Consider the following 21697-nt stretch of genomic DNA (forward strand, 5'->3'; position numbering starts at 1 on the left):
TTGCCAGCGACTGTAACCCGCATAAGCTGGCAAGCAGGCGGCGCGTGTCGCCGCTGTCCTTCACTACGTTCACCAAGGTTCGGTATGGCTCTCTACGACCTTGCGCAGGGCTTCGAAACAGCGCGGGTCGAGCGCCGTGCCAACGATCTCAGCCATCATCTCCAGCGTCTTGGCCACGGGCACTGCCCCGCGATAGGGTCGGTCGGCCGAAATGGCATCGAAGATGTCTGCGGTGGTGATGATGCGTGTCTCGAGTGAGATTTCCGACCCCGAGAGTCCCTTGGGGTAGCCTGTGCCGTCCAGCCGCTCGTGGTGTGCGGCGGCCATTTGGGCCAGTTCCTGAAAGGCGCCGATGCGCGACAAGATGGCCTCAGTGTGTTGGGCGTGCGCCTGCATCACCGACCATTCGTCTTGCTCCAGCTTGGCAGGTTTGTCGAGCAAGGAATTGCTGACGCCGAGCTTGCCCACGTCGTGCAATAGCGCACCACGGCGCAGCCAACGACGGCGCGCCTCGGGCAAACCCAGTTCAAGAGCGATGGCATCCACGTAACGGGCCACGCGGGCGCTGTGGCCGCTGGTGAAGGGACTCTTGCTGTCGACCACCTGGCCAAAGGCTTCGGCAATGTCGTCCAGATAGTCGTCGTCGAGCACCACGTGGCCGCGCGCAGGCTCCATGGCGAAGACGCGGGCCTCGACTTCGGGCGATGCCAGCACTTCCCAAAAGCTGGGATCAGCCGCCACGCGTTCGAAGATCGTCACCAGTTGCGGGTCGAACCAACCGCCCGAGCGGCTGCGCACCTCACGCAGCGCCGCATCGGCATCACCGGTGGTATGGAAAACGTCAATCACCTGCGACAGCAACGCGATGCGCGCGTACAGCGGGATCGCGTCGCCCTGCAGCTTTGCCGGGCGCCCCGATCCATCCCAGTGCTCGTCCAGGCTGCCGACGCCTTCGGCCACCGCCTCGCCAAAGCGCAGTTGCCGCGCGATAGCCGCGCCACGTGTGCACCGGGTCTGGATCAGCTCGTCCGCGATCTCTGGGCCGTTGCGCATGATGTTCATGATGCTGCGCAGGCGGTCAGAGAGTCCTGCCTTCAGACCCGTATGCGTGAAGACGAATTTGAGCATTTGCGGCAGGCTGTCACCCACCTGCTTGAAGTCGCGCTTGAAGCTGAGGTCGTCGGTGAGGTACAGCTCGCAAATACGCGCGGCGTTGCTGCTGCAGCCTAGATCCTTGAGCAGCAAGGTGTAGTAAAGATCCCGCAGTTGCATCTCATGGAGGTCGAGATGAAGGCCGACATGCATGCCGATCCAGCACACGCGCACGCAGTGGCCCTTGGGCTGGCCCTCGGTGATGTCCAGCGCATGGCTGAGCGAGCCGATGAGTTCGGACAGTTCTAGATGCTGGACTGCTGGTTGTGCCACAGCATCAGGCGCTGCAGAGAGGGCTGGCGACGGTGGCGCGCTGCGCCATGTTGGCGTTGGCAGGTCGCAGACAAAGGGCCTTTCGAGCAAATCGCTTGTGTTCGTATCGTTAGATGCCACGGGATCCCTTTGTTGTTGCTGTGCGTAAAAGCGCCATGTTGGGGCCAAAGGGCAGATGAAATGTGACTCAACTGTCAACTTGCTACACGCGCCCCGCCACCACGGGGGGCTGCAACGCCCGCTCCGGAATCGGCGACGACATGACGATCGACGTCCGCGTCTCCCCCAGGTGGTTGATGCTGGCCAGAAAGCTCTCCAGGTGGCCAATGTCGCGCGCCACCACTTTCATCAAGAACGAATCCTGGCCGGTGACGTGGTGGCACTCCAGTACTTCAGGGCGGTCTTGCAGCAGCGCAATGAGGCGCGCTTTTTCGGGCTGCAGGGTGGTGATGCCGACGATGGCCATCAGGCTGTAGCCCACCTTGGCCGGGGGCACTATCGCGCGGTAGCCGGCGATCACACCGCTTTCTTCCAAACGCTTGAGCCGCTCGGACACGGCGGGCACCGACAACGCCACACGCGCGGCCAGTTCGGTGAGGGAGATGCGTGCGTCTTGCTGCAGCACTTGCAGGATTTTCCAGGACTTGTGGTCGATTTCCATTTTTTAGGCCAAAGATGAAAAGTGCAGTAAATAGCCAAAGCAGATCGGCATTATTCAGAAAATTCGGCATTCACCAACCGCTTCCGCACTCGCAAAATCAAGGCCATACAAACTCTTGATTTTTCATCTTTATGGATGCCCCGTTGTTCTTCAAAGCCGGGCTGATCGGCCTGTCCATCGCCGCGCCGGTTGGCCCCATAGGCTTGCTGTGCATTCAGCGCACCTTGGCGCACGGGCGGCGCATTGGCTTTGTGAGCGGCCTGGGCGCGGCCACGGCCGATGCGGCCTATGGCGCGCTGGGCGTGTTTGGGGTCTCGGCACTGACCAGCGCGTTTGTCGCACTGCGTGTGCCGCTGGCTTTGTTGGGTGCGCTGTTTCTGGCCTGGATGGGCATGCAGATGTTGCGTAGCCACGTGGCGACACAAGCCGCAGCCGCCAACACGGCTGAAAGCAGGTCTGCCTTCAAAGCCTATGCCTCGGTGCTCGCGCTCACGCTCACCAACCCCATGACCATTCTGTCTTTCAGCGCCATCTTCGCCACACTGGCAGCGGGTGCGGCCACCACGGCCTCACCCGTGTGGATGGTGTTGGGTGTGTTTGTGGGGTCGGCCCTGTGGTGGCTGGGCTTGAGTTTGGTGGTGGCGGCTTTACGGCACCGCATCGCGGCCAGCACCATGCGACGCATCAACCAGACCGCGGGCGTGGTGCTGCTGGGGTTTGCCGTTTACCAGTTGGCGTCGTTGTGGCTGGGCCCATGAGCGTCGCCCGCCAAGAAGAGGAAGGCGGTGGACGCCGAGCCGAGCACTCGGCTGACAAAGCACCGAGCAGAGCGTTAGCAAACCGGTTACGCTGAAGTCACTCGTCAACACCCTGGCCGACGCCAACGAAAGGAAACAAACCATGAGCGACACCACCATCCTTCACCACATCACCGCCCTGGTCGACGAAGAGCATCGCTTGCGCGACGCGTCAGCAGCCGTCAACACCGAGCGGCTGAAGCAGATCGAGACCGAACTAGACCAATGCTGGGATCTGCTGCGTCAGCGTCGGGCCAAGCGCGAGTTTGGGGAAGACCCGGCAGAGGCGCATCTGCGGGATCCCGCCACCGTCAAGCACTACATAGGCTGACCTAAACGCTAGGTCGGGGCTTCAGCACCGCCAAGCTCAGCCCCACGCCCAGCAAAGCCAACACCACGGTGAGCGCCACGATAGCGCCCCAGCCGCCGTGCTGCCAGAACCAGCCTCCGGCCGAGCCCACCAAACTCGACCCCATGTAGTAGAACAGCAGGTACAGCGAAGACGCATGCCCCTTGGCGTTGCCGGCCAGAGGGCCAATGGATGAACTGGTGACCGAATGGCCGATGAAGAAGCCCGTGGTCACCAAGGCAATGCCGACGAACACGCTCAACAGTGACGACGACAACGTAAGCACGCTACCCGCCAGCATCAGCACAAAGCCCGCGCACAACAACTCGCGCCGGCCCAAGCGGTCGGCCAGGCGCCCCGCCACCGACGACGATACGATGCCAAAGCCATACACCAGAAAGATCATGCTGATCTGCGTTTGGCTCAGTCCATACGGCTCGCCCGAAAGACGGAAGGTGGCGTAGTTCATCAGCGTGACGAAGATGCCGGTGAGCATGAAGCCGATGGCAAACAGCCGCAGCAGGCCCCGGTGGCGCAGATGGCCGCCCCAGGCGCCCAGGTGGTAGCGCCACTGCAAACCGGGCTTGACGACGAAGTTGCGCGACCGCGGCAGCAGAAAGAAAAAGCCGATGGCCGAGGCCAGACACAACACGCCCAGAAAGCCCATGGCCGCTTGCCACGACAGCCATTCGGTCAACAAGCCCATGCCCACACGGCCCATCATGCCGCCGAAGGCAGTACCGGCCACGTACAGGCCCATGGTGTGGGCCAGGTGGCGCGGATCGATTTCCTCAGCCAGATAGGCCATGGCCACGGCGGGCACACCGCCGAGCACCAAACCTTCGAGCGCACGCGCCACCAGCAGCGAATGCCAGTGCGGCACCAATGCCGCCACGATATTGAGCGCAGCGGCCAGCCCCATGGACGTGAACATCAAACCACGCCGCCCCAGCGCCTGCGAGAACGCACCGGCCAGCACGATGGACACGGCTAGCAGCCCCGTGGTCAACGACAAGGCCAGCGAGCTTTGCACCGGGCTGATACCAAACGACTGCGCAAACGCCGGCAGCAAGGGCTGCACGCAGTAGATCAACGAGAAGCTGGCAAAACCGGCGAGGAACAACGCGATCTCGGCGCGCAGGTACTCGCCAGTGCCACGCGAAATCCAGCGCGGTGCCGCCGAAGGTGCGGCATCGGCAACTTGGCGCTGCGAGGGATTGGCGAGCGGAGCGGTCGGCAGAACATCTGGCCGAGCGGAAAGAGAAGACATGGAAGGCCCGAGGAAGTGACTGGCTTGCTGGGTGACGAATTTAGGCTTCCGCGCCGCATATGTCCAATATATGTCCTTTGATATCTCCATTTAAAATAAAAATACCATGGAGCTTAGACACATCCGCTACTTCCTGGCCGTGGCCGAGGAAGGCAACTTCACGCGCGCCGCCGCACGGCTGGGCATTGGCCAGCCGCCGCTGAGTTTGCAGATCAAGGACTTGGAAGCCGAGGTGGGCGTGCCGCTGTTCCAGCGCGTGCCACAAGGCGCGGTGTTGACCGATGCCGGCCAGGCCTTTTTGGACGTGGTGGGCGGGATGCCCGCGCGCGCCTTCGATGCGGTGCGCGCCGCGCAACGTGCCGCACGTGGCGAGACCGGCCGGCTCACGCTGGGCTTTACCGGCTCGTCGGCGCTCAACCCGGTGGTGACCGAAGCCATGCGCGCCTATCGTCGCAGCTACCCCGGCGTGGAACTGAAGGTGGACGAAGGCAATTCGTCAACGCTGATGGGGCGACTGCGCGACGGCCTGCTCGACATCGCCATTCTGCGCCCCGACGGGCTGGAGAGCGACGACCTGGTGTTCCACCGCTACCCGGACGAGCAGCTCATCGTCGCCCTGCCCGTCAACCACCCCGCCGTGCCCAAGGGCCGCAAGATCGACTTGAAGACCTTGCGCGGTGAGCCGTTCATCCTCACACCACGTGCGCTCGGGCCCAGCCTGTTCGACGCGGCGGTGGCCAACTGCCGCGCGGCCGGTTTTGAGCCGGCGCTGGGGCCCACAGCGCCGCAGATCGTGTCGATCCTGGCACTGGTGGCGGCGGAGTTGGGGGTGGCGCTGGTGCCGGCATCGATGCAGCACCTGGCCTTCAAGGGTGTGGTCTACAAGGCCCTGGTCAACCCTGCAGCGTTGGTGAGCCTGGCACTGGCACACCGGGTGCGCGAGGCTTCGCCCTTTGTGAAAAACTTTGTGGCGCTGACGGGGCCTGCCAACGCCGGATAGGCTTAACCGATGCGCTGGCGCAACGCCTCGTACAGGCACACGCCGCTGGCCACCGACACGTTCAGGCTCGACACCGCGCCCTGCATGGGGATACCCACCAACTCGTCGCAGGTCTTGCGCGTGAGCTGGCGCATGCCGTCGCCTTCGGCGCCCAGCACCAAGGCCACGGGCACTTTCAAGTCCACTTGGTAGATGGTCTTGGGCGTGTCGTCGCTGGTGCCAATGCACCAAATGTTGCGCTCCTTCAATTCACCCAGTGTGCGCGCCAGGTTGGTCACCATGAAGTACGGCACCGTCTCGGCCGCACCACTGGCCACCTTGGCCACGGTGGCGTTGATACCGGCGGCGTGGTCCTTCGGGGCAATGACGGCATGTGCGCCAGCACCATCGGCCACGCGCAGGCAGGCGCCGAGGTTGTGCGGATCGGTCACACCGTCGAGCACCAGTAGCAACGGCGGGCCGCTGATGCTGTCGAGCAGGTCGTCAAGCGAGTTCTGCTGCGGCAAGGGTTCCACACGCGCCGCCACGCCCTGGTGGCCGTGGCTGCCACAGAGCTTGGCAATGCGGTCGCTGTCGCCCTCGATCAGGCGCACACCGGCTTCGGTGGCCTTCTCCAGAAACTGGCGCATACGCGCGTCGCGCCGGGTGGGCTCGTAGTAGATTTCGATGACAGATTTGGGCTTGGTTTTCAAACGCACGCCCACGGCATGGAAGCCGAACAGAACTTTGGGGGAAGACATGCCTCGATTATCGGTGCAAGCGCCGTTCCAGGCTTTCCCCGATGGGACTCATTCCTTCATGTTGGCAAAAGCGACCAGCTTGGCGTACTTGGCGCTCTCACTTTGGATGAGCTTGCCCAGGTCTTCGCGGCCGGTGGCCACGTCCATGCCAGCGTCTTCGAGCTTCTTGCGCACGCCGGGGTCTTTGAGCATGTCTTGCAGGGCCATGCTCAGGCGCTGGGCCACTTCGGGCGGCAGTTGGCGCGGCGCCATCATGGCGAACCAGCCCACCAGTTCATAACCCTTGAGCAGCGGGTGCTCGCCCATGGCCGGCACATTCGGCAAGGCGGCGAGGCGCTGCGCCCCCGTGGCTGCCAGCGGCGTGATGCGCCCGCTCTGGATGAAGGGCAAGGCTGCCGTCGGCGAAACCATGGCCAGATCGAGCGTGCCGCCGGCCAAGTCGGCCGTGAGCGGTGCCACGCCGCGATACGGAATGTGTGTGATGAAGATGCCCGCACGCTGCTTGACCAACTCGCCCGCAAAGTGCAGCGTGGAACCTACGCCCGAGCTGCCGTAGCTGAACTTCCCGGGTTGGCGCTTGGCCGCGTCGATCAACTCGGCCAGCGTCTTGACGCCGGCCTTGGGGCCCGCCACCAGCAGCACCGGCGCGGTGGCGATGAGGCCGATGGGCGTCATGTCCTTGGTGGCGTCGTAACGCTGCGCAGGGTTGACCAGACGCGTGGCGGCCAGTTCGTTGCTGGAGCCGATTAGCAGGGTATAGCCGTCGGCCGGGCTGCTCACCACGCGCTGCGCGGCGATGGTGCCAGCGGCACCGCCCTGGTTGTCGATCACCACCGTGGCCTTGAGGCGCTGGGCCAGCGCATCACCGACCACACGGCCGGCCTGGTCGACCGAGCCGCCCGCGGGGTATCCGATGATGATCTTGATGGGTTTGCTGGGAAAGTCGCTCTGCGCCCAAACGGCAGGCGCAATGCCACAGGCCGAGGCCGCCACCAGGGCGGTAATGGCGCGACGGCGCAAGTCAGTAGGCATGAAGGTGTGGGGCATGGAGGGATTCCGTTCAGGCAAGAGTAGAAGAAGGCGCGAGGAAACGTTCGGTCAGCTTCACCCAATAGGTGGCCGCCAGCGGCAGGCAGTCGTCGTTGAAGTCGTAGCCCGGGTTGTGCACCATGCAGCCGCCTGTGCCGTGGGTATCGCCCACACCGTTGCCGATGATCAGATAGCTGCCAGGGCAGCGCTCCAGCATGAAAGAGAAGTCTTCGCTGCCGGTGAGCGGCTGCAGATCGGGAATGAGGCCGCCCTCGCCCAGCCAGTCGAGCGCCACCTGGCGCGCAAAGTCGGTGCAGGCCTCGTCGTTCACCAGCGCGGGGTAGCGCCAGCGGTATTCCACCTCGGCCACTGCGCCCATGGTGGCAGCCTGAGCCTGGGCAAGTTCGGTGATGCGCTCGCGCAGCATGGCGCGCACTTCGGGCCGGTAAGCGCGCACCGAGAGGCGTAGTTCCACGCTGCCGGGAATCACATTGGGTGCATCGCCCGCATGGATGGCGCCCACCGACACCACCGCCATGTCGCGCGGGTCAACGTTGCGCGACACCACGGTCTGCAGCGCCAGGATGATGTGCGCTGCGGCCACCACCGGGTCGGCCGCGAGGTGCGGCGCCGAACCATGGCCGCCGCGCCCTCTCACGGTGATGATCACCGTATCGGACGACGCCATGAACGAGCCGCCCTTGAAGCCGAACTGCCCCATGGGGAAGCCCGGCATGTTGTGCAGCGCAAAGATGGCGTCGCACGGAAATTTGTCGAACAGGCCGTCTTCGATCATCTTGCGGCCGCCGCCCAAGCCTTCTTCTGCCGGCTGGAAGATAAGGTGCAGCGTGCCGTCGAATGCGCGTTCTTGCGCCAGATGGCGCGCAGCCGCCAGCAAGATGGCGGTGTGGCCGTCGTGGCCGCAAGCGTGCATCTTGCCGGGCTGTTGGCTGGCATAGGGCAAGCCGGTCGTTTCCTGGATGGGCAAGGCGTCCATGTCGGCACGCAGGCCTAAGGTGCGTGTGCCCGAGCCTAGGCGCAGCGTGCCCACCACGCCGGTGCCGCCCAGCCCACGGTGCACGCTGTAGCCCCAGCTTTGCAATTGCGCGGCCACCAGGTCGCTGGTGGCGAATTCTTCAAAGGCCAACTCGGGGTGGGCGTGGATCTGGTGGCGCAGGGCCACCATTTCGGGCTCGATGGCGCGGATGCCCGGGAGCACGGGGTCAAGAGCGGTGGGGTGCAGGCGGTCGTTCATTCGGTTTTTGTGCGGAGAAAGGTGTTGCCGCAGTCTAGGAACTTCCCCTCTCCGCCATAAGACCAACGCTGGTTAGCATGAAAGGCATTACCTTTCACCCCCGGCAAGCAAATCACGGCATAGAACCTGCATCCGCTTGCCGCATGTCTCAAATGAAGCTCCACCAGATCCGTTACCTTGTGGCCGCCGCACACCACGGCAGCATCCGCGCGGCGGCGCGCGCGCTCAACGTCACGCAGGCAGCAGTCACGCAAGGCGTGCGCGAGCTGGAGGCCGAAAACCAGTTGCCGCTGTTCATCCGCCGCAGCAGCGGCATCGTGTTGACCGAAGCTGGTAAGGCGCTGCTGCAGCACGCGCAGATCATCACCGAGCAAATGGGCAAGGCCGAGGCCGACATGGCGCGTCTGCGCGATGCCAGCAGCGTGTCGCGCCTGTCGATCGGCGTCACGCCGTGGGTGGCGCAAAGCCTGCTGCCACAGGTGTTGCTGTCGTTTCGCCAAGAAATGCCGCAGGTGCAGCTTGAAATCTTTGAAGGCCTCTCGGCCGTGGCCCACCCCAAGCTACGCGATGGCGCGCTCGACCTGCTGATCGCCCGCGTGCCCACCACGGCGGTGCTGAGCGACTTGCAGGTCACGCCGATGTTCAGCTACGAGGCTGTGGTAACCGGGCGCAAAGGCCACCCGCGTGCACGCGAACAATCGCTAAGCCAGTTGCTCGACTGCGACTGGCTGCTGAACTACACGCCTACCGAAGAACACGCCCTGCTGCACCACCTGTTTGGCCAGCACCAGTTGCCGGTGCCGCACCAGCGCATCCACCTGGCGCATTCAGCTTCGCTGATGCTGAACCTGGTGCGCCAGAGCGACATGCTCACGTTCTGCCCTTGGCCGTTGATTGAGTGTGATGGGGCGAGTGGCCATTTGGTGCCACTGCCACTGCGCGAAACTTTTACGCCGCACACCGTGGGCGTTTTGCGCCGACGGCACGACAGCTTGTCGTGGGCGGCACAGCGTTTCATGGCGCACTTTACCGAGCAGGTGCAGGTGGGCAAAAGCTCCACTAACCCGGTGTTGCAGCGGGTGTTTCGCTCGCTGGATGTGCTGGTTTAGACAGTAGCCAGGCGCCCGGCTTCTATGGTGATGCGGCGTGCGCAACGCTCGGCAATGCTGCGGTCGTGCGTCACCAACACCAGCGTGGTGCCAAGTTCGCGGTTCAGGTCGAACATCAGCTGCATCACGGTCTCGCCGGTGGCGAAGTCGAGGCTGCCGGTAGGTTCGTCGGCCAGCAGCACGGCGGGCTGCACCACGAAGGCACGGGCCAGGGCCACACGTTGCTGTTCACCGCCGGAGAGCACCTTGGGGTAATGGCTCAGGCGTGCGCCAAGGCCTACGCGTTGCAGCATTTCAGTGGCGGCCTTGCGCGAGTCTTTGCGGCCGGCCAGCTCCAGCGGCAGCATGACGTTTTCTATCGCCGTGAGGTTGGCCATGAGCTGGAAGCTCTGGAACACAAAACCCATCTTCTGCGCCCGCACCGCAGCGCGCTGGTCTTCATTCATGCCGAAGAGGTCAAGACCTGCCACATGCACCGTGCCTTGTGTAGGGGTATCCAACCCGGCGATGATGGAGAGTAGCGTGCTTTTGCCCGAACCCGAAGCCCCCACAATGGCTGCGGTTTCGCGCGCAGCAAGCGAAAAATGAACATCGCGCAAAATGTCCAAAGTCCCGGTTGAGTCCGTCACCGATTTGGAAACGTGTTGCACCTCGATGATGGCTTGGCTGGGTGATGTAGACATTGAAAGGCTTTGGTTTTGAAACGAAGACACTTTATCGCGGCGGCTAGCTCCGGCCTGTTTCTGGGGGTATCCCACGCGCAAACCAACGCAGCAGCCGCCACCACCAAACCTGCGCCTGCGGGGCAAAAAACGATTCTGGTGGTGGGCGACAGCCTGAGCGCCGAATACGGCTTGAAGCGCGGCAGCGGCTGGGTCGCTTTACTGGAACAGCGCATCACGGCCGAGAAAATCAACGCCGTGGTGCACAACGCCAGCATCAGCGGCGACACCACCTCGGGCGGCCGTGCGCGCCTGCCTAATTTGTTAGCGACGGTAAAGCCTACGCATGTGGTGATCGAGCTCGGCGGCAACGACGCCCTGCGCGGCCTGCCGCTGCAGATGACCGAAGACAACTTGAAGGAAATGACGGCTGCGGCGCAAAAAGCCGGCGCCAAGGTGTTGTTGGTCGGCATGCAGATCCCGCCGAATTACGGGGCCGACTATGGGCGCCAGTTCAGCGCCGCGTTCGAGAAAGTGGCCAAGGCGCAAAAAGCTGCGCTGGTGCCGTTTTTGCTGAAGGGCGTGGCCGACGGGCCAGACGCTGCCAGCCTGTTCCAGGCCGACCGCATCCACCCCACCGAAGCCGCGCACCCCACGATGCTGAACAACGTCTGGCCTACGCTACGCAAGATGTTGGCGTAGCGCGCAGCCCGAGAAAGCCGAGCCTCGAAAGTAAGGCCGGAGTGACCGCGCTCAAAGCGCGGTCTCAGCAACGTCAAGGCTGCGCAGGCGGCTGGTCCTGGCCGGGCTCCTGTTCGTCTGTGTGATCGGCAGGCGAGCCGTCAGGGTTGGTCTTACGCTCGGCCTTGGCCTTCAGCTTCTCCTCTTTCTTCTTCTTCTTGGCAAGCTCTTTCTGGCGTTTCTCGTATCCGTAGTTGGGTGTAGCCAAGGTGTTTCTCTTTCATAAAAAAATGGATTCGCCAGCCGCTGGAGGCCACCACCCGACCATCGGGCTTTGTGACCACCTCGCGGCCTTCGCTCGGCGAAGAATTGACGACTAGAGACCGGACACGTCGCCAGAGTAGCGCATCGCGCCACGGCTGCCAACAGGGGCCCGAGCGTGTCCGGCAAAAAGTCTTAGAACCTGCTGATGGGCGCCGGTCGGCGCCCCAGGGTAAAAGCGTCAGGAACGCAGCTTTTGCAGCGCTTGCTGCAGGTCGGCCTGCAGATCGGCCGCCGACTCCAGGCCAGCCGAAAACCGCACCAGCGTGCCCTGGGCCAGCCAGGCCGGCCAGGTGGTGCGCATCTCGGCCAATTCGTAGGGCACCACCAAGCTCATGGGGCCGCCCCAGCTGTAGCCGATCTTGAAAAGCTTGAGCGCGTCGCAGAACGCATCGACCTGAGCCGAGGTGTAGCGCGGGTCGATCAGCACGCTGAACAGGCCAGCGGCGTTGCCAGGACCGGCCGCCGCAACGTCGTCCACACCTCGGGCGCACAGCGTTTTCCAGTGGGCGTGTCCGGGCGAGTTGGGCAGCGCTGGATGCAGCACCTGCACAAACTCGGGTTGCTGCAGCGCCCATTGCGACAGCGCTCGCGCCGTCGCGTCGTGGGCTTGGTAGCGCAGCGCGATGCTGGGCAGCGACCGCAGCACAAATTCCACGTCGTTCACACCCACGCCAATGCCCAGGCGCATGTGCGCCAGCTTCAGACGCATGTGCAGGCCGGCGTCGCGCGTGATGATGCTGCCCATCAGCACGTCGCCACCGCCGCTGGGGTATTTGGTGAGGGCGTGCACGGAAATGTCGACGCCCAAGGTTTCGCCGCTGCCGGGCAGCAGGTCGAAGGGCTGGAACGCCAGGCCGGCGCCCCAGGTGTTGTCGAGTGCGTTGGTCACCCCGCGCGACTTGCACACGCGCACCAGCGCGGGCAGGTCGGGAAATTCAAGCGTAACGGAGCCCGCCGCTTCGAGCCAGACCAGGCGCGTTTTATCGCTGATCTTGGCCGCCAGGTCGGCCGGATCCATGGGGTTGTAGTACAGCGTGCGGATGCCCCAGTGGCGCAACTCGCCTTCAGACAAAGTCTTGTTCGGGCCGTACGCGTTGTCGGGGATCAGCAGCTCGTCGCCGGTGTGAAGCAATCCGAGCGAGACGATGGCGATGGCCGCCAAGCCGCTGGGCGCCAACAGGCATTGCGTGCCGCCTTCCAGTGCGCACAGGCGTTCTTCGAGGATGAAGCTGGTGGGGGTGCCGTGCAGGCCGTAGGTGTAGCCCGATTTGTCTTTCCACTCGCGTTCGCGCATGGCGGCCACGTTGGGAAAGATCACCGTCGAGGCTTTGAACACACCCGGCTGCGGAGCGGCAAAGGCTTCCGGCGGGGTGTAGGGGTGGTGGATGAGTTCGGTCGAAATGCTGGCCATGGTCTAACACGTTGAATGACGTCAAACAGGCACTGCATGTGCGGTTAGAAACCGACCGCAACACCCTCCTCCACCTTTGTGGGCCCGGCGCGATGGGACGGCGCCGGGTCGGTTGGGGTCAACCGATCAAAGCTTCCACTTTTCCAGCAGTTGCGCGGGACGCAATGCGTCGTAGCCTTCAAACGGCTGGTGGATCCACGGGTTGGTGGGCAAAAACTCGACCGAGTAGTCGGGCGTGAAGGTCGACACACCCTTGGTCCAGATCACCGCGCTGCGCAGTTCGCTGATGGGCGGGTAGTTGGTCTTGAGCTGGTTGATCACGGCGTTGAGCGTCACGCCCGTGTCGGCCAAATCGTCTACCAGCAGCACCTTGCCGGCGATCTCGCCCTTGGGCGTGGTGATGAAGCGGGCGATGTCGAGCGAACCCTGGCGCATGCCGGCTTCGGCACGGTAGGAGCTGGTCGACATGATGGCCAGAGGCTTGTCGAAAATGCGCGAGAGGATGTCGCCAGGACGCAAGCCACCACGTGCCAAGCACAGGATGTTGTCGAACTCCCAACCCGATTGGTGCACCTTGAGTGCCAGTTTTTCAATGAGGTTGTGGTACTCGTCGTAGCTCACATACAGGTGTTTGCCGTCTTCGGTCAGCATGGCTGGGCCTTATCTTTCGCGGGGATGGGTTAAAAGCTGCTAAACGCGCCAGCGGAGATCACTCTCAAATTGAGAGCTGTCTCCGTAATATTGGCGGGCGTCAGAAGCATGTTTTCTTTAAATCGTTTTAAGCAGCGTGGTACGGGTGCTGCATCATGATGGTGTGGTCGCGATCTGGGCTGGTCGACACCATGGCGATCGGCACGCCGGTCACTTCTTCGATGCGTTCCAGGTAGCGACGCGCATTTTGCGGCAGTTTGGCGTAGTCGGTCACACCCACGGTGGAGTCGGTCCAGCCGGCGATGGTTTCATACACCGGTTCGCAACGGGCGATGTCGTCCGCGCCCATGGGCAGGATGTCGATCAGTTCGCCGTCGAGCTTGTAGCCGGTGCACAGCTTGAGTTCGTCCAGGCCGTCGAGCACGTCGAGCTTGGTGATGCACAGGCCGGTCAAACCGTTGACTTGTGCGCTGCGCTTGAGCAAAGCCGCATCAAACCAACCGCAACGGCGGCTACGGCCGGTGGTCACGCCCTTTTCGGCCCCCACGGTGCTCATATGGTAGCCAGGGGTGCCTGGCTTTTCCCATTCGAGTTCGGTGGGGAACGGGCCGCCGCCCACGCGGGTGCAGTAGGCCTTAGTGATGCCCAGCACATAGTGCAGCAGGCTTGGGCCCACGCCAGAACCGGCGGCGGCATTGCCGGCCACGCAGTTGCTGGAGGTGACGTACGGGTAGGTGCCGTGGTCCACGTCGAGCAGCGTGCCTTGCGCGCCTTCGAACAGCAGGTTGGCGCCGGCCTTGTGGGCTTCGTTCAGTTCACGCGAGACGTCGGCCATCATCGGCTTGAGCAACTCGGCGTGGCGCATGGCTTCAGCGTAGACGGTGTCGAAGTCGATCGGCGAAGCGTGCAGGAACTGCGTCAGCACGAAGTTGTGCAGGTCCAGCAGTTCGCGCAGCTTGGTGGCAAAACGCTCGGGGTACTTCAAGTCTTGCACCCGCAGGGCGCGGCGGGCGATCTTGTCTTCGTAAGCCGGGCCAATGCCACGGCCGGTGGTGCCGATCTTTTCGGTACCGCACTTTTCGCGCGCTTGTTCGCGGGCAATGTCCACGGCAGCGTGGAAAGGCAAGATCAACGGGCAGGCTTCGCTGATGCGCAGGCGCGAACGCACTTCCACACCGGCTTTTTCCAGCCCTTCAATTTCTTCAAACAGCTTGGCCGCCGACAACACCACACCGTTGCCGATGTAGCACTTCACGCCGGGGCGCATGATGCCGCTCGGGATCAAGTGCAATGCCGTCTTCACGCCGTTGATCACGAGCGTGTGGCCGGCGTTGTGGCCGCCTTGGAAGCGCACCACGCCTTGCGCGGACTCGGTCAGCCAGTCGACCAGCTTGCCCTTGCCTTCATCGCCCCATTGGGTGCCCACGACGACCACGTTGCGGCCTGGAACCAGTTTGTTGGAAGTGTTCATGTCTAGAGTTCTCAAATAGCTTGAATAGCTTGCACGGTCCACTGGCCATCCGCTTGCTGGAGCACGCGGTCGCAATGGAATTCATCGATTTCACTTTCGTGGCCTGGCAATACGCAGACCACGGTTTCGCCACTGCGGCGCAGCCCGGCAATGGCCGCACGCAGGTCGGCGGCATCGCCCCAGGGTGCACGAATGGCGGCGCGCAAAGCACGCGGGCCTACGGCTGCCACAAGTTGCTTGATGTCGAGGCTGAAGCCCACTGCCGGGCGATTGCGCCCAAACACGGCGCCCACTTCGTCATAGCGGCCACCGCGCAGCAACGCGTCGCCAGCGCCTTCAGCATAGACCGCGAAACGCGCGCCGCTGTAATAGGCGTAGCCACGTTGGTCGGCCAGGTCGTAGCCCACCGTCACGCCCGTGAGCTGTTCGCCCAGGCGTTGCAGGTCGGCCAAAGCGGCGCGGATTTGTGGATGGTCGGGCAGCACCTTGCGGGCTTCTTCCAGCACGCTGGCGTCGCCATACAGACGCACCAACGCTTGCAGGCCTTGGCGCACGGGTGTGGGAAAATCAACTGAAATTTCGGCCAGCGTGCTGGCGTCTTTGGCAGCGAGCGCGGCGTTCAACTGCGCCAGCACAGGAGCGGACAGCGTCAAGCCGTCCAACAGGCCGCGCACGATGCGGGCATCGCCCATGTCGACGCGCATGCCTTGCACGTTGGCGGCGCGCAGGCAGTCGAGTGCGAGCTGCAGGATTTCTTGGTCGGCCTCCAGCCCGGCGTGACCGTAGATTTCGGCGCCGAACTGCAGGGGCTCACGCGTGGCGTGGGGACGGTCTGGGCGCGCATGCAGCACCGGGCCGCAGTAGCACAGGCGTGCCACTCCCTGGCGGTTGAGCAAGTGGGCGTCGATACGGGCAACCTGGGGCGTGGAGTCGGCACGCAGGCCGAGCATGCGGCCTGAGAGCTGGTCTACCAGCTTGAAGGTTTGCAAATCCAGCGCCTCGCCGGTCCCGGTCAACAGGGATTCGAGGTGCTCCAGCAGCGGTGGCATGACAAGTTCATAGCCATAACCACGTGCGGTGTCGAGCAGCTCGCGACGCAGTTCTTCGATGTGACGGGCCTCGGACGGCAGTACATCGGCAATGTGATCCGGCAGGACCCAAGCGGACATGGAATTTCGGGAGACTGTTAAAAACGAGATTGTACCGAGCTTGGCGAGCCCCGCTGTTTTGGGGACTTTGAACGCTTTCTAGCCATGCCGGTGGCGACATGAAATTGGGCCCAGCAGGGCCCAATTTCGAGGAGATTTTAAAGGCTCAGGACGAGAGCCAAAGTACCAGCAAACCCATCAACACACTGGCACAACCGAAGAAGCGAATCTGCCCGTTGTGCAACTGCAGCAACTGCTCAAACATGTTGCGCCAGCGCTGCGGGGCCACCAGCGGTAGCAGCCCTTCCAGCACCAGGAGCAAGCCCAGCGCCGACAGCAGCGTTTCCAACAAGGTCAGGCGAAGGTCTGAGCTAAGGGCGGTTTACTTGCCAGCCGCAGCGCCTGCCGCATTGCCGCGCAAGTTCTTGAAGAACTCGGACGACGAATCGACCACCACCACGTCACTCTTCTTGTTGAAGGTGGCTTTGTAGGCGTCGAGACTGCGGTAGAACTGTGCAAACTGCGCGTCGCGGCCAAAGGCATCGGCATACTGGCGCGAGGCTTCAGCATCGCCCTCACCCTTGATCTTTTGCGCGTCGCGGTAGGCATTGGCGATGGTCACTTCGCGTTGACGGTCGGCGTCTGCGCGAATCTTTTCGCCCTCAGCGGCCCCGGTGGAGCGCAGTTCGTTGGCCACACGTTTACGCTCGGCTTCCATCCGGCGGTAGACGGATTCGGTGATCGACTCCACATAGTCCACGCGGGTGATCCGCACGTCGACCACATCCACGCCCCAAGGCTTGGCACCACCACGCACGGCTTCCAGCACTTCGCGCTTCACGTCAGCCATCAGCGCTTCGCGCTTGGTGGACAACAGATCACGCACGGTACGGCGGTTAATCTCTTCCTGGAACGCGTTGCGCACCACACGGTTCAACTGATTGGCACCGGCTTGTTCGTCCAGACCCACGTTACGGATGTATTCCGATGGCTCGGTGACGCGCCAGCGCACATACCAGTCGATCACCACGCGCTGCTTTTCAGCGGTGAGCATGGGTTCAGCATCGGTGCTGTCCAGCGTCAGCAGGCGCTTGTCGAGGTAAGTGACGTTCTGGAATGGCGGCGGCAACTTGAAGTTCAAACCGGGCTCGGTGATGACTTCCTTGATTTGCCCCAGCGCGTAGACCACACCAAACTGGCGCTGGTCGACCACAAACAAGGTAGAACTCAGCAGTGCCAACAGCACCAGCAGCGAAGATGCAATAAAACCAATTCGATTCACAGAGTTCTCCTAGCGCACATCACGTTCACGTGAACGGGCGTTTTCGCGCAGACGCGCATCGTTGGTGACGGCTGGCAAGGCACTGGATGGCACTACTGTGGGCTGGCTGCTCGCGCTGCCGTCCACCGCCGCTGCCGCGCCCTGCTGGGCCGACTGCTGCATGATCTTGTCTAGCGGCAGGTACAGCAGGTTCGAGCCTTGGCGCGAATCCACCAACACCTTGGTGACATTGCTGTAGACCTGCTGCATCGCGTCCAAATACATACGGTCGCGCGTAACCTGTGGCGCCTTTTGGTATTCAGCCAATACCGAGCGGAAGCGTTGGCTATCACCCTCGGCCTGGGCCACGATACGCGCCTTGTACGCAGCGGCTTCTTCCTTCAGGCGTGCGGCAGAACCGACAGCACGCGGAACCACGTCGTTGGCGTAAGCCTCGGCTTCGTTCTTCGCGCGCTCACGTTCCTGGCCGGCCTTGAGCACATCGTCAAATGCGGCCTGCACTTGTTCGGGCGGGCGCACACCGCTTTGCTGCATGTTGATGCCCACCACTTCCACGCCCACCTTGTAGCGATCAAGGATGGTTTGCATCAGCGTACGCACGCGTGGCGCGATCTGATCACGTTCTTCGGCCAGTGCCGAGTCCATGCGCATCTTGCCGACCACTTCACGCACAGCCGTTTCAGCGGCTTGCACCACCGCACCGGTTGGGTCTTTGCTCTCGAACAAGTAGGCACGTGCGTCGTTCAGGCGGTACTGCACGGCAAAGCGGATTTCGACGATATTTTCGTCTTCGGTCAACATGGCCGAATCGCGCAGACCCGTGGCCTTGATGATGGAGTCGCGGCCCACATCGACCGAACGAATCTGCGTCACAAACACCAGCTCGTGGCGTTGGATCGGATACGGCAGGCGCCAGTTGAAACCGGCACCCACGGTAGAGTTGTATTTGCCGAACTGCGTGATCACTGCCTGCTGGCCTTCTTGCACGATGAAGAAGCCAGTACCCAGCCAGATCAACACCAAGACACCGCCGATCAGGCCCAAGCCGACGCCAGTGCTTTTCATGTCGGGCTGGTAGTTGCCTCCGCCGCCGGAGCTGCCACCACCATTGCCGCTGTTACTGCCACGCGCGCCGCCGAAGAGGCCGCCGAGTTTGCGGTTGAAGTCACGCCACAGTTCTTCCAGATCAGGCGGCCCCTGGTTCGGCTTGTTGCCGCCATTGCCGTTGTTGGTATTGCGTGGGGGTTGGCTGCGTGGTGGCTCTGGGCGGCGGTCGCCGTCATTGCCATCGCCATCTTGGCTGGACTTGTCGTCACCTCGCCCCCAACGGGGATCGTTCAGGTTGAACATGCCTCGAATCCGTCCGGCGAGAACGTCCAGGCTGAAGGGCCGTAGATGGAGGTTCATTCGTTCAAGTCTCTTGGTTAGCATTATTCGATTGTGCCCAAACGGACATCGGCCTCAATGATTTCAGGGGATTCGTTTAGCGCGGCTTTTGCCATCTCAGCCAATTGCAGACGCAATGCCGACAGACCCGTCCCTTTTTGCGCACTGACAAAAATGCGAGGCACCTGTTGACCATCCACTTCCATGGTGTCTTGCAACTGCAACGGCTGACGCTCAGCGTCCATCATGTCGAGTTTGTTGAAGACCAGCAATTGCGGCACGTCGGCAGCGCCGATTTCACGCAACACATTTTGGACTTCAGCCATCTGCTCGGGGAAATTGGGGTTCGAGGCATCGACCACGTGCAGCAGTAGATCGGCATCGGCCGCCTCTTGCAGCGTGGCCCGGAAAGCATCGATCAAGCCGTGCGGCAGGTCGCGAATAAAACCCACCGTATCCGACAACGACACCGAACGCCCTGCCTCGCCCAGATACAACTGGCGCGTGGTGGTGTCGAGCGTGGCGAACAACTGGTCGGCCGCATAAGCACGCGCCTTCACCAACGCATTGAACAGCGTGGACTTGCCGGCGTTGGTGTAGCCCACGAGCGAGATGGTGTAGGTGTCGCGCCGGTTGCGCTGGCGCCGTTGGGTGCTGCGCTGGCGCACCACCTTCTGCAGTCGCTCTTTGGTGCGCTTGATGGACTCGCCCAGCATGCGGCGATCCAACTCAATCTGCTTTTCACCCGGGCCACCACGCATACCAATACCGCCGCTTTGCCGCTCCAAGTGCGACCAGCGGCGCACAAGGCGCGTAGTGAGGTATTGCAAACGTGCCAGCTCCACCTGCAACTTGCCTTCGTGGCTGCGTGCACGCTGGGCGAAGATGGTCAAGATGAGGAGTGTGCGGTCGTTGACCGGCAACTCCATGTGCCGTTCAAGGTTGCGTTGCTGTGCGGGGCTCAGGCTTTGGTCAAACAAGACTTCGGTGGCGCCATGCATTTGCGCCAGAAGTTTGATCTCGTCAGCTTTGCCGCTGCCAATAAAAAGTGCCGCGTCAGGGGCGCGGCGTTTGCAAGTGATGCGTGCAGCCACTTGCATGCCTGCGGTCTGGGCCAGGAGGCCTAATTCCTCAAGCTCCTGGTCAAAATGGGGCAAGCCCAGATCAACACCTACCAAAATGGCAAGAGTCTGATGCTGAGCCGGCGAATCGATAGAACTCAAGTCAGCGGTGCGCTCGTAATGTGAGAAAACTGGAATCGAACGCCCTAGGCCATGGGGTTGCGCCGAGGGACGAACGGGATCAGTTGGCTGCGTCTGCTGCGCCTTCTTCAGCCGCAGTGAAATTCACGGCGCGGCCTGGAACAATGGTGGAAATGGCGTGTTTGTACACCATCTGCGTCACTGTGTTGCGCAACAGCACAACGTATTGATCAAAAGACTCAATTTGCCCCTGGAGCTTGATGCCGTTGACGAGGTAAATCGACACTGGCACATGTTCCCGACGCAGGGTATTGAGAAATGGGTCTTGTAAAAGCTGCCCTTTGTTGCTCACGATATTCTCCGTGTTTAAGAAATGATTAGAGAAGCCTAGACATTACCACAGCGTTATCGAAACATGACGCACTGCAACAATGTCCACATTGAATTTATTGAGACTGTATCGCAACAACAGTTGCCGCCTCCATCCAGAACGCGCGCTTACTTTTCTTTATCGGCGTAAGGATTGGCCGAGGTTTTCATTTCGATGCGCAGCGGCGTACCCACCAAATTGAATTCTTTGCGGAAGCGCCCTTCCAGGAAGCGTTTGTACGCCTCGGTGACGTGCTCAAGCGAATTGCCATGGATCACGATCACTGGCGGGTTCATGCCTCCCTGGTGCGCGTAACGCAGCTTGGGGCGGTACATGCCAGTCTTCTTGGGTGTCTGGAACTGCACGGCTTCGAGCAACAGCCGCGTGAGCACCGGCGTGGACATCTTGCACATCGCCGCCTTGTGGGCCTGTAGGATCGACGCCCACAGCGGGCCCAAACCTTGGCGCTTATGCGCCGAGATGAAATGCAACGACGCAAACTTCAAGAAGCCCAGACGGGTTTCAATCGATCGCTGCACCAGTTCGCGCTGGTAGCTGTCCACCGCATCCCATTTGTTGATGGCCAGCACCACAGCGCGGCCACTCTCCAGGATGTAGCCCGCAATGTGCGCGTCCTGATCGGTCACGCCTTGCGTGGCGTCGATCAGCAGCAGCACCACGTTGCAGTTTTCAATCGCCTGCAGGGTTTTGACCACCGAGAACTTCTCGATCGCTTCAAACACCTTGCCCCGGCGACGCAAACCAGCCGTGTCGATCAATTCAAACTTGTGGCCGTTGCGTTCAAACGGTACGCTGATGGCGTCCCGCGTCGTGCCAGGCATGTCAAACGCCACCAAGCGTTCTTCACCCAGCCAGACGTTGATCAGCGTCGACTTGCCCACGTTCGGCCGGCCGGCGACGGCCAGGCGCGTGACATTGCTGTCGATGGTTTCTTCTTCGTCTTCTGGCTCGACCAGATTCAGGGCATCAAACGCCTTGTCGAGCATGCTGCGCATGCCCTGACCGTGTGCCGCCGAGACCGGCATCACCTCACCCAGGCCCAACTCGTAAAAGTCGGACAACTGGTGGCCTTCGGTCATACCCTCGGCTTTGTTGGCGACCAACAAGGTCGGCTTGCCCAGGCGGCGCAAATAGTTGCCGATGTCATGGTCTTGCGCAGAGACACCGCCACGCGCGTCGACCACAAAAATCACCACGTCAGCTTCAGCCACGGCCTGACGCGTCTGCTTGGCCATCTCTTTGTAGATGCCGCTGCTGGCGTCGGGCTCAAAGCCCCCCGTGTCGATGACGATGTATTCGTGCTTGCCTTGACGGCCGTTGCCGTAATGGCGGTCGCGCGTCAGGCCAGCGAAGTCGGCGACGATGGCGTCGCGCGATTTCGTCAAGCGGTTAAAAAGCGTGGACTTGCCGACGTTGGGGCGACCGACCAAGGCCAATACTGGTTTCATGAAAG

The 21697-nt window shown here is 62.3% G+C and carries 23 protein-coding genes; 5 read left to right on the plus strand and 18 right to left on the minus strand.

All coding sequences use genetic code 11. From position 1 onward, the window contains the following. Positions 1-69: 69 nt before the first annotated feature. On the minus strand, positions 70-1425 hold the full coding sequence (locus ACPWMG_RS19020; protein ID WP_483301049.1) for an HD-GYP domain-containing protein: 1356 nt from the start codon (positions 1423-1425) through the stop codon (positions 70-72). 202 nt (positions 1426-1627) lie between these two features. After that, a complete protein-coding gene (locus ACPWMG_RS19025; protein WP_483301050.1) occupies positions 1628-2086 on the minus strand; it encodes an Lrp/AsnC family transcriptional regulator in 459 nt (152 codons plus the stop codon). Between the two features lie 131 nt (positions 2087-2217). Here ACPWMG_RS19025 and ACPWMG_RS19030 point away from each other — a divergent pair, with 131 nt between their 5' ends. Next, on the plus strand, positions 2218-2844 hold the full coding sequence (locus ACPWMG_RS19030) for a LysE family translocator (protein ID WP_483301051.1): 627 nt from the start codon (positions 2218-2220) through the stop codon (positions 2842-2844). Positions 2845-2986: 142 nt separating this feature from the next. Further along, entirely contained in the window at positions 2987-3214 is a 228-nt protein-coding gene (locus tag ACPWMG_RS19035) for a DUF2630 family protein (RefSeq protein ID WP_483301052.1), read from the plus strand. Position 3215: 1 nt separating this feature from the next. Here the strand turns inward: ACPWMG_RS19035 and ACPWMG_RS19040 are convergent, their stop codons facing one another. Further along, positions 3216-4502, minus strand: coding sequence for an MFS transporter (locus ACPWMG_RS19040; protein ID WP_483301053.1), 1287 nt, complete (start codon positions 4500-4502; stop codon positions 3216-3218). Positions 4503-4608: 106 nt separating this feature from the next. Between ACPWMG_RS19040 and ACPWMG_RS19045 the strand changes: the two genes are divergently transcribed. Beyond that, a complete protein-coding gene (locus tag ACPWMG_RS19045) occupies positions 4609-5502 on the plus strand; it encodes a LysR family transcriptional regulator (RefSeq protein ID WP_483301054.1) in 894 nt (297 codons plus the stop codon). Positions 5503-5504: 2 nt separating this feature from the next. Here the strand turns inward: ACPWMG_RS19045 and rlmB are convergent, their stop codons facing one another. From rlmB to ACPWMG_RS19060, 3 genes are read right to left on the minus strand one after another with little or no spacing between them, the layout of a single operon-like run. After that, positions 5505-6242, minus strand: a complete 738-nt coding sequence (gene rlmB / locus ACPWMG_RS19050; protein WP_483301055.1) for a 23S rRNA (guanosine(2251)-2'-O)-methyltransferase RlmB — start codon at positions 6240-6242, stop codon at positions 5505-5507. Between the two features lie 48 nt (positions 6243-6290). Beyond that, on the minus strand, positions 6291-7289 hold the full coding sequence (locus ACPWMG_RS19055) for a Bug family tripartite tricarboxylate transporter substrate binding protein (RefSeq protein WP_483301056.1): 999 nt from the start codon (positions 7287-7289) through the stop codon (positions 6291-6293). A gap of 13 nt (positions 7290-7302) precedes the next feature. After that, positions 7303-8526 carry a M20 aminoacylase family protein gene (locus ACPWMG_RS19060; protein WP_483301057.1) on the minus strand — a complete coding sequence of 408 codons (1224 nt, stop codon included), beginning with the start codon at positions 8524-8526 and terminating at the stop codon, positions 7303-7305. A gap of 143 nt (positions 8527-8669) precedes the next feature. Here ACPWMG_RS19060 and ACPWMG_RS19065 point away from each other — a divergent pair, with 143 nt between their 5' ends. Then, positions 8670-9635 (plus strand): LysR substrate-binding domain-containing protein, encoded by a 966-nt coding sequence (locus ACPWMG_RS19065; protein WP_483301058.1) that lies wholly within the window; start codon positions 8670-8672, stop codon positions 9633-9635. Here ACPWMG_RS19065 and ACPWMG_RS19070 read toward each other — a convergent pair. After that, positions 9632-10318 (minus strand): ABC transporter ATP-binding protein, encoded by a 687-nt coding sequence (locus ACPWMG_RS19070; RefSeq protein WP_483301059.1) that lies wholly within the window; start codon positions 10316-10318, stop codon positions 9632-9634. The genes ACPWMG_RS19065 and ACPWMG_RS19070 overlap by 4 nt on opposite strands. Positions 10319-10333: 15 nt before the next feature. On the opposite strand from ACPWMG_RS19070, the gene ACPWMG_RS19075 reads away from it, so the two are divergent. Beyond that, complete coding sequence (locus ACPWMG_RS19075; protein WP_483301060.1) at positions 10334-10999, plus strand: arylesterase; 666 nt, start codon at positions 10334-10336, stop codon at positions 10997-10999. 73 nt (positions 11000-11072) lie between these two features. On the opposite strand, the gene ACPWMG_RS19080 is transcribed toward ACPWMG_RS19075, so the two are convergent. The 11 genes from ACPWMG_RS19080 to der all read right to left on the minus strand — a co-directional run bounded on the left by ACPWMG_RS19080 (position 11073) and on the right by der (position 21692). After that, positions 11073-11246: a hypothetical protein gene (locus ACPWMG_RS19080; RefSeq protein WP_422829454.1), complete on the minus strand. Its 174-nt coding sequence runs from the start codon at positions 11244-11246 to the stop codon at positions 11073-11075. A gap of 234 nt (positions 11247-11480) precedes the next feature. Then, complete coding sequence (locus tag ACPWMG_RS19085; RefSeq protein ID WP_483301061.1) at positions 11481-12713, minus strand: PLP-dependent transferase; 1233 nt, start codon at positions 12711-12713, stop codon at positions 11481-11483. Between the two features lie 126 nt (positions 12714-12839). Further along, on the minus strand, positions 12840-13364 hold the full coding sequence (locus ACPWMG_RS19090; RefSeq protein ID WP_422829452.1) for a phosphoribosyltransferase: 525 nt from the start codon (positions 13362-13364) through the stop codon (positions 12840-12842). A gap of 127 nt (positions 13365-13491) precedes the next feature. Beyond that, positions 13492-14835, minus strand: coding sequence for an adenylosuccinate synthase (locus tag ACPWMG_RS19095; protein WP_483301062.1), 1344 nt, complete (start codon positions 14833-14835; stop codon positions 13492-13494). Positions 14836-14846: 11 nt separating this feature from the next. Then, entirely contained in the window at positions 14847-16004 is a 1158-nt protein-coding gene (locus ACPWMG_RS19100) for an ATP phosphoribosyltransferase regulatory subunit (protein WP_483301063.1), read from the minus strand. Between the two features lie 145 nt (positions 16005-16149). Next, positions 16150-16335 carry a DUF2065 family protein gene (locus tag ACPWMG_RS19105; RefSeq protein ID WP_483301064.1) on the minus strand — a complete coding sequence of 62 codons (186 nt, stop codon included), beginning with the start codon at positions 16333-16335 and terminating at the stop codon, positions 16150-16152. A gap of 30 nt (positions 16336-16365) precedes the next feature. Then, complete coding sequence (gene hflC / locus ACPWMG_RS19110; RefSeq protein ID WP_483301065.1) at positions 16366-17265, minus strand: protease modulator HflC; 900 nt, start codon at positions 17263-17265, stop codon at positions 16366-16368. Positions 17266-17274: 9 nt separating this feature from the next. Then, positions 17275-18672, minus strand: coding sequence for an FtsH protease activity modulator HflK (hflK, locus tag ACPWMG_RS19115; RefSeq protein ID WP_483301066.1), 1398 nt, complete (start codon positions 18670-18672; stop codon positions 17275-17277). Positions 18673-18695: 23 nt separating this feature from the next. Next, positions 18696-19874 (minus strand): GTPase HflX, encoded by a 1179-nt coding sequence (gene hflX / locus ACPWMG_RS19120; RefSeq protein ID WP_483301067.1) that lies wholly within the window; start codon positions 19872-19874, stop codon positions 18696-18698. Between the two features lie 79 nt (positions 19875-19953). After that, entirely contained in the window at positions 19954-20205 is a 252-nt protein-coding gene (gene hfq, locus ACPWMG_RS19125; RefSeq protein WP_422829445.1) for an RNA chaperone Hfq, read from the minus strand. 146 nt (positions 20206-20351) lie between these two features. Beyond that, positions 20352-21692: a ribosome biogenesis GTPase Der gene (gene der, locus ACPWMG_RS19130; RefSeq protein ID WP_483301068.1), complete on the minus strand. Its 1341-nt coding sequence runs from the start codon at positions 21690-21692 to the stop codon at positions 20352-20354. Positions 21693-21697: the final 5 nt, after the last annotated feature.

Origin of the sequence: Hydrophilobacter chitinilyticus (genome assembly GCF_049860745.1) — a bacterium.
Classification (GTDB): Bacteria; Pseudomonadota; Gammaproteobacteria; order Burkholderiales; family Burkholderiaceae_C; genus Rhodoferax_B.